General features: G+C 69.8%; 10 protein-coding genes. 4 read left to right on the top strand and 6 right to left on the bottom strand.

Features of this window, described 5'->3' with window-relative positions; genetic code table 11:
• The coding region (locus P409_RS20095; protein WP_202964739.1) for a Fe(II)-2OG oxygenase family protein at positions 1–377 on the bottom strand (377 nt) is incomplete at its 3' end.
• A 102-nt stretch (positions 378–479) separates the two neighbouring features.
• On the opposite strand from P409_RS20095, the gene P409_RS20090 reads away from it, so the two are divergent.
• From P409_RS20090 to P409_RS20080, 3 genes are all read left to right on the top strand, one after another.
• Entirely contained in the window at positions 480–1337 is an 858-nt protein-coding gene (locus P409_RS20090; RefSeq protein WP_052120999.1) for a LysR substrate-binding domain-containing protein, read from the top strand.
• 20 nt (positions 1338–1357) lie between these two features.
• Entirely contained in the window at positions 1358–1900 is a 543-nt protein-coding gene (locus P409_RS20085) for a dihydrofolate reductase family protein (RefSeq protein WP_034842409.1), read from the top strand.
• 98 nt (positions 1901–1998) lie between these two features.
• Complete coding sequence (locus P409_RS20080; protein ID WP_034842406.1) at positions 1999–3780, top strand: adenylate/guanylate cyclase domain-containing protein; 1782 nt, start codon at positions 1999–2001, stop codon at positions 3778–3780.
• A gap of 30 nt (positions 3781–3810) precedes the next feature.
• On the opposite strand, the gene P409_RS20075 is transcribed toward P409_RS20080, so the two are convergent.
• The 3 genes from P409_RS20075 to P409_RS20065 are packed head-to-tail and all read right to left on the bottom strand — an operon-like array spanning position 3811 to position 5614.
• The gene (locus tag P409_RS20075; RefSeq protein ID WP_034842402.1) at positions 3811–4899 is read right to left on the bottom strand and encodes a 5-(carboxyamino)imidazole ribonucleotide synthase; all 1089 of its coding nucleotides are present in this window, start codon (positions 4897–4899) and stop codon (positions 3811–3813) included.
• Entirely contained in the window at positions 4896–5393 is a 498-nt protein-coding gene (purE, locus tag P409_RS20070) for a 5-(carboxyamino)imidazole ribonucleotide mutase (protein ID WP_034842400.1), read from the bottom strand. The genes P409_RS20075 and purE overlap by 4 nt, the downstream gene beginning before the upstream one ends.
• Before the next feature lie 20 nt (positions 5394–5413).
• Positions 5414–5614 (bottom strand): YdcH family protein, encoded by a 201-nt coding sequence (locus P409_RS20065; RefSeq protein WP_034842397.1) that lies wholly within the window; start codon positions 5612–5614, stop codon positions 5414–5416.
• 194 nt (positions 5615–5808) lie between these two features.
• Between P409_RS20065 and P409_RS20060 the strand changes: the two genes are divergently transcribed.
• A complete protein-coding gene (locus tag P409_RS20060; protein ID WP_034842419.1) occupies positions 5809–6891 on the top strand; it encodes an ATP-dependent 6-phosphofructokinase in 1083 nt (360 codons plus the stop codon).
• Positions 6892–7108: 217 nt separating this feature from the next.
• On the opposite strand, the gene P409_RS38105 is transcribed toward P409_RS20060, so the two are convergent.
• Both P409_RS38105 and P409_RS20055 read right to left on the bottom strand, forming a co-directional pair.
• Positions 7109–7372, bottom strand: coding sequence for a hypothetical protein (locus P409_RS38105; protein WP_152613450.1), 264 nt, complete (start codon positions 7370–7372; stop codon positions 7109–7111).
• A 103-nt stretch (positions 7373–7475) separates the two neighbouring features.
• Positions 7476–7871: MOSC domain-containing protein (locus P409_RS20055; RefSeq protein WP_034842394.1), on the bottom strand; the 396-nt coding region annotated here is incomplete at its 5' end.

Here is a 7871-nt window from a genome sequence, read left to right as displayed (position 1 = left end):
AGCGCCAGCGACGAATCCCACAGCACCGGCCGGCGCCGCCGCTCGGCGCGGGAGGCCGGATCCAGCGCATGGGCCCGCAGCCAGACGGCGGCGAAGCGCGCCGGCGTGTCGAAGCCGGCAAGGTGGATCTCGACAGAGCCGTCGGCGGCCAGCACGGCGGCCCGGATGGCGATGCCGTCCGGCAGGTCGATGGCGTCGAACAGGCGCTGCCCGTCCGGCCGGTCGCGGCGGTCGGGCCGGTTGTCGGCCAGCCAGATCGCGGGGTAGGGGCTCTCGCGGCCGTCCGACCAGCGGATGGTCAGGCGGTCCGGCGTGTGGCGCAGCGTCGCGATCCCGATGTCGTCGGTGGTGATCGGACGGGCGGCGGCAAGGGGCATGGCGGCCTCGGACAGGGTGGCTGGGACCGAGGCTGCGCCGCCCTCATACATAAGTCCAATACGGACTTTCCATGCTATCCATAGGCCATGCGAATAAACCTGATGCAGCTGCGTGCCTTCCACGCGGTGGCCACCCAGGCCAGCTTCACCCTGGCGGCGCGGACGCTGGGGCTGACCCAGCCGACCCTGTCGCAATCGGTGAAGGCGCTGGAGGAGCGCTACGGCGTGCTGCTGTTCGAGCGCAGCTCGCGCCGGGTGCAGCCGACCGAGATGGGGCGGCGGCTGTTCCGGCTGACCACCCGGCTGTTCGACACCGAGCAGGAGGCGGCGACGCTGCTGGAAGGCTCGGCCCAACTGGCCCGCGGCCTGCTGCAGCTCGGCGCCGACAGCCCGTATTACGTCATGCCGCTGATCGCCGAGTTCGACCGCCGCCACCCGCAGGTCGAGATCCGCCTGTCGATCGGCAATGCCGGCGCGGTGCTGGAGGACCTGTCGGAGGCGCGGCTGGACGTGGCCCTGCTGTCCAACCCGCCGGTCGATCCGCGCTTCCACATCGTGCCGCTGTACCGTGACCCGGTGCGGCTGATGCTGCCGGACGGCCACCCGCTGGCGGCAGGGGATTCGGTGCCGGTCGCGGCCCTGGCCGGGCAGCGGCTGGTGATGCGCGAGACCGGGTCGATGACCCGGCGCACGGTCGAGCGCGGCCTGGCGGAGGCGGAGATCGCGCCCGGCGCGCTGTTCGAGGTGATGGGGCGCGAGGCGGTGCAGGAGGCGGTGGCGCTGGGCCTCGGCCTCGGCTTCATCTCCGCCGGCGAGATCCGGCCCGATCCGCGCATCGCCGTCCGGCCGCTGGCCGGCTGCGACTGGCACACCGACGAATATGTGCTGTGCCAGCGCGACCGCCGGCGCTTCCCGGCGATCCGCGCCTTCATCGATTTGGCGGTGGCGGCCACCGCCTGAACCAGGGCAGGGAGGACGAGATGAGGAAGGTCATCGTCACCGAGTTCACCAGCGCCGACGGCATCGCCGAGGTCGAGAAGCTGACCGGCGTGGCGTGGAACGCCGAGATGGACCGGTTCAAGAACGACGAGCTGGCGGATAGCGGCGCCATGCTGCTGGGGCGCAAGACCTACCAGATCTTCGCCGGCTCCTGGCCGCAGGAGACCGGGGACTTCGCCGACCGGTTCAACGCGTTGCCGAAATATGTCGCCTCGACGACGCTGACGGATCTTGACTGGACACCGGCCGAGCTGTTGCGCGGCCCGCTGCCCGACGCGGTCCGGGCGCTGAAGGCCGGCGAGGGCGGCAACATCTATGTCCATGGCAGCATCAGCGTGGCGCAGCAGCTGCTGCGGCATGGGCTGGTCGACCGCATCCGCCTTCTCGGTTATCCGCTCGCGCTCGGCCAGGGAACACCGCTGTTCCCGCCCGGCGAGCGGCTCGGGCTCGAACTGATCTCGGCCTCGCGCTTCGGCAACGGCATCCTGGCCCATGAATACGCGCCAGTGACGGTGGCACCCTGAGCGATCCCCCAGCCCCACAATGTTCGAGGATCGAACGCATTTGAGGCGTATATTCGGATATTCAGGCGGCGTTGCGTTCGGAGGGCCAAGGCGCTTCCATGAGCGACCATCGCAAGCTGGCGGCGATCCTGGCCGCCGACGTCGTCGGCTTCAGCCGGCTTGCCGGCGCGGATGAGGAACGCACTCTGGCCCGGCTGCGCGCCCTGCGCAGCGACCTGATCGACCCCACCATCGCCATCCATAACGGCCGCGTGGTCAAGCGGACCGGCGACGGGTCGCTGGTCGAGTTCCGCAGCGTCGTCGACGCCGTGCGCTGCGCCATCGAGGTGCAGCGTGCCATGGTTGAGCGCAATGCCGGCGTGGCGCCCGACCGGCAGATCGAGTTCCGCATCGGCATCCATCTCGGTGACGTGGTGGAGGAGAGCGACGGCGACCTGATGGGCGACGGCGTCAACATCGCCGCGCGGCTGGAGGGGGTGGCGGCGCCCGGCGCCATCTGCCTGTCCGAGGACGCCTATCGCCAGGTCAAGTCCAGGCTCGACCTCTCGGTCAGCGATCTCGGCAGCACCCAGCTCAAGAACATCGCCGAGCCGATCCGGATCTACGCCCTTCAGATCGGCAGCACCCCGACCATTGATCCCGCGGCGCAGCGCCCGCGGGCGGCACCCGCCGTGCCGCCGCCGGGAAAGCCGTCGATCGCGGTGCTGCCCTTCACCAACATGTCGGGCGATCCGGAGCAGGAATACTTCGTCGACGGCATGGTCGAGGACATCATCACCGCGCTGTCGCGCTTCAGCCAGCTGGCGGTGATCGCCCGCAACTCGACGTTCACCTACAAGGGCCGCGCGGTCGATGTGCGGCAGGTGGCGGCGGAGCTGGGCGTGCGCTACGTGCTGGAGGGCGGCGTCCGCAAATCCGGCAACCGGCTGCGCGTCACCGGCCAGCTGATCGACGCGGCGACCGGTGCCCATCTGTGGGCGGAACGCTTCGACGGCGACGCGCAGGATGTGTTCGACCTGCAGGACCGGATCACCGCCAGCGTCGTCGGCGCGCTGGAACCGACCATGCTGAAGGCGGAGATCGAGCGCGCGCGCCGCAAGCCGGTCGACTCGCTCGACGCCTACGACCTTCATCTGCGGGCGCTGCCGCATGTCTACGCCATGCGGCCGGACGAGAACCTGATGGGCTATGGCCTGCTTATGAAGGCGATCGAGCTGGACCCGACCTTCGCCTCGGCGCTGGCCCATGCCGCGTGGTGCCTGGAGCAGCGGCTGTCGCGGGGGTGGCCGGCCGCCGGGCTCGACGATCTGGGAACGGCGATTTCGCTGGCCCGCCGGGCGGCGGCCGCCGCCGGCGCCGACGATCCGGTGGCGCTGGTCGTCGCCAGCTTCGTCCTGGTGATGGCGGGGCGGGACTACGGCGCCGGCCTGGACGGCGTGCGCCGCGCGGTCGAGCGGAACCCCGGCTCGGGCTATATCAACTTCCTGGCCGGCACCGCGCTGGTCTGCGGCGGCGACCCGGAGGCCGGGCTGGTGCTGGCGGAGCGGGCCATGGCGCTCGGCCCGCTGGATCCCAGCTACTACATGTTCCTGGCCGTGGCCGGGATGGCCCATCTGTTCGGCGGCCGCCCCGCGAAGGCGGTCGAGCTGGCCGAACGGTCGGCCGCCCTCAATCCCGACTGGGATACGGCCCATTGGGTTCTGGTCCCCGGCTATGTCCAGCTCGACCGGCTGCCGGAGGCACGCGCGGCGCTCGGCAAGTTCCTCGCTTTGGCGCCCGGAAGCACCGTCTCGGCCATCCGGGACTATCTGCCGCTCAGGGACACGGCGTCCCGGGACATGATTCTGGACGGTTTCCGGAAAGCCGGCCTGCCGGAGTGAGCCGACTGTCGCGACGCCCTGGCGGTGGAATCAGCCCTTCGGCACCAGCCGGTTGACGTGGCCCATCTTGCGGCCCGGGCGTGGGGCGCCCTTCCCGTAGAGATGCAGCTTGGCGCCGGGCTCGGCCACGAAGTCCGGCCAGCGCAGCACGTCGTCGCCGATCAGGTTCTGCATCACCGCGTCGGAATGGCGTTCGGTCGAACCCAGCTTCAGGCCGCAGACGGCGCGGACCAGCTGCTCGAACTGGTCGCAGGCGCAGGCATCCTGGGTCCAATGGCCGGAATTGTGCGGCCGCGGCGCCAGCTCGTTGACCAGCAGGCCGCCGTCGCGCGCCTCGAACAGCTCCACGGCCAGCAGGCCGACCATGTCCAGCGCCGTGATCAGCGTCCGGGCGATCTCCTCCGCCTCCGCCGCGCGATGCGGCGCCAGGCCGGGGGCCGGGGCGATCGTCTCCGACAGGATGTGGTCGCGATGCCGGTTCTCGACCGCCGGGTAGCACACCACCGATCCGTCGACGCCGCGGGCGGCGATCACCGACAGCTCGCGGGCGAAATCGACGAAGCCCTCCAGGATGGCCGGCCGGCCGCCCAGCTTGTCCCAGGCCGCGGCGGCATCGGCCGGGTCGCGGATCACCGCCTGGCCTTTGCCGTCATAGCCCTCGCGCCGGGTTTTCAGCACGGCGGGCGTGCCGATCGCGGTCACCGCCCCGGCCAGCTCCGCCGCCGAGCCCACGGCCCGCCAGGGTGCGGTGCCGATGCCGTGGCGGTTGCAGAACTCCTTCTCCGCCACCCGGTCCTGGCATACCGCCAGCCCGTCCGGCCCTGGCCGCACCGGCACGCGGGCGGCCAGATGCAGCACGGTCTCGTAGGGGATGTTCTCGAACTCGTAGGTGACGACATCGACCTGGGCGGCGAAGGCGTCCAGCGCCGCATGGTCGGTGTAGGAGGACAGGGTCGACCGGTCGGTCACCTGGGCGCAGGGGCTGTCCGGATCCGGGCACAGCACGTGAGTGCGGTAGCCCAGGCGGGCGGCGGCCAGGGCGGTCATGCGGCCGAGCTGGCCGCCGCCGAGCATGCCGATGATGCTGCCGGGCGGAAGGGGTGTCGGGAGGCTGGTCATTCGTCCTTCGGGTGCTCGGCCACGGCCTCGGTCTGGCGCTTGCGCCAGGCGTCCAGCGCATCGGCGACGGCGGGGTCGCCCAGCGCCAGGATCGAGGCGGCGAGCAATGCCGCGTTGATCGCCCCGGCCCGGCCGATCGCCAGGGTGCCGACCGGGACGCCGCCCGGCATCTGCACGATCGACAGCAGGCTGTCCATGCCCTTCAGCGCCTTGCTCTCGACCGGCACGCCCAGCACCGGCAGCGGCGTCATCGCCGCTGCCATGCCCGGCAGATGGGCAGCGCCGCCGGCACCGGCGATGATCACCTTGACGCCGCGGTCGCGCGCTTCGCGGGCGAAGTCGTAGAGCCGCTCCGGCGTGCGGTGGGCGGAGACGATGCGCGCCTCATGGCCGATGCCCAGCAGCGACAGGGTCTCGGCGGCGTGGCGCATGGTCTCCCAGTCGGACTGGCTGCCCATGATGATCGCCACGGGCGGCACGGCGGGTTCGGCCATCGGTCGGGATATCCTCGGGCTCAGGCGATGATGTCGGGCAGCAGCTTGCTCTCGATCATCGAGATCTGGTCCTTGAGCAGCAGCTTGCGCTTCTTCAGGCGCTGGATCTGAAGCTGGTTGACGGGCCCGTCCGCGGTCAGCCGGTCGATGATCTCGTCGAGGTCGCGGTGCTCGACCCGCAATGCGGCCAGCCTCTCCTGCATCGACTCGATGTCGATCATTCCCTCAAACGGCCTTTCCTGTGGGTCCCGGTTCAGCGGCGGCCCGATCATAGCAAAGGGAGCGGCCCGACCGGAACGCGTTTGACGCGGGGCTCCCGCGCGGGGCCGGCCGGCCGCTGCATCCGGCTCTTACAGCACCGGGCGTATCCCGGTACAAGGGGGAAACGCAACCGAGGATGGAAACGAAGCACGGCATGGCGGGCGAGAAGCGCATCGGAATCCTGACCAGCGGCGGCGACTGCGCCGGGCTCAACGCGGTGATCCGCGCGGCGGTGTGCCGGGCCGACGGCCTCGGCTGGACCGTGATCGGGATCAAGGAGGGCACCTCCGGCCTGCTGGCCCGGCCGCTGCGCTACGAGGTGCTGACACCGGACAAGATGACCACGGCGGTGATGCGCCAGGGCGGCACCATCCTCGGCACCACCAACAAGGGCGACCCCTTCGCCTTCCCGATGGCCGACGGCACGCTGAAGGACCGGTCGGTCGAGATCGTCGGCGCCTATCACGAGCTCGGCCTCGACGCGCTGATCGGCATCGGCGGCGACGGCAGCCACCAGATCCTGCGGCGCCTGGCGCAGCAGGGCGGCTTCAACTATGTCGGCATCCCGAAGACGATCGACAACGATGTCGGCCTGACCGAGGTCTCGGTCGGCTTCGACACCGCGGTGGCGGTGGCGACCGAGGCGCTGGACCGGTTGCAGCCGACCGCCGCCAGCCACGCGCGGGTGATGGTGCTGGAGGTGATGGGCCGCGACGCCGGCCACATCGCTTTGGCCGCGGGCATCGCCGGCGGCGCCGACGTGATCCTGATCCCGGAGATCCCGTTCTCGATCGATTCCGTCGCCCAGAAGATCCGCGAGGTGCGCAAGACCGGCCGCAACTTCGCGCTGGTGGTGGTGTCGGAGGCGGTGAAGACCGCCGACGGCACCAAGGTGCACAAGGACTACCACGGCGGCGAGAAGCGCTTCGGCGGCATCGGCGACTATGTCGCCTTCAAGATCGCCGACACCACGGGGGCGGAGACGCGGGTGACGGTGCTGGGCCATGTCCAGCGCGGCTCGATGCCCAGCTGGCGCGACCGGCTGATCGCCTCGGCCTTCGGCGCCCATGCGGTCGACCTGATCGCCGAGGGCAAGTTCGACCGGCTGGTGGCCTGGTCCGACCGGCGGGTGATCGACGTGCCGCTGCAGGAGGCGATCGCCGAATACCAGGACGTCAAGCCGGACGACCCGCTGGTCACCACCGCCCGGGCGCTGGGGATCTGCCTAGGCGACTAGCCGGAACCAATCGACCACAGTCATACCCAGCAGCATAAAGAACGACTCGTCATCCCGTGGCGCAGCGCAGCATGCAATGATGCGCTGCGGACACGGGATCTCTCTAGGGCCGCGCGGAGATCCCGTGTCTGCGCAGCGGCACTTCGCGCCGCAGCGCGCACGGGATGACGAATCAACATTTTCGACCGTTGGTATCGGTCTTCAAACGTTCCGCGATTTATTGGAGCGTTTCGATCTCGTCATTGGCAATCTGCTGTCGAGCAGCCGTGATTGTGTCCAGGATGCCCGAATGATGTCTTGCCGCTTTCTGGGCCGCAGAAACCTCGCTCTCAAGTTGAGCGGCGATCCTCTCAAGTTCGGCTAGATAGTAAGGATCAGCATCGTTGCGGAGCCGCTGCTGATCAAGGGCAACCTTCACAGCCTGATGTGCGAATATGCGGGCAAAGAGTATTCCCCACGCTTCCTTGGCCTGTTGGGGCATGGGGACCACCGCGAAGAATTGAGACTGGCAATACGGTAGCGCACCGCCTGCTCGGAAGCGAGATCGACCACGACCAAGCGTCTGCGCCGATCAAGTTCTAAACTTAATCCAGCACCCGTACTGCATCGCCGATCCGGATCTCGCCCGGTGTCTCGACCGTACACAGCACGCCGAAATGGGTGGCGTTGCGTTTGGTGATCGCCATCAGCACGGCGGGGGCCAGCGGCAGGTCGCCCTGGGCGATGGTGGTGAAGGCGCAGCGCATGCAGGGCTCGGCGACGCGCAGGCGGACGCCGCCCACCGCCATGGCCCGCCCGATCCAGCCGGTCTCGGCGAAGCCTTCCGCCCCCGGCAGGTCGATCACGAGGTTCGGCCGGAACCGGCGCTCGTCGATGGCGCTGTCGGGCAGGATCGCGCGCAGCGCGGCGAGCGAGGCGGTGGTGACCAGATGGATCGGGTGGCGCTCATAGCGCGGCTTCAGCGGCCCGGTCGTCGCTGT

The organism is Inquilinus limosus MP06 (assembly GCF_000767795.1).
Classification (GTDB): domain Bacteria; phylum Pseudomonadota; class Alphaproteobacteria; order DSM-16000; family Inquilinaceae; genus Inquilinus; species Inquilinus limosus_E.
The sequence above is the reverse complement of the archived record's forward strand: the minus strand, read 5'-3'. Positions and strand labels throughout refer to the sequence as shown.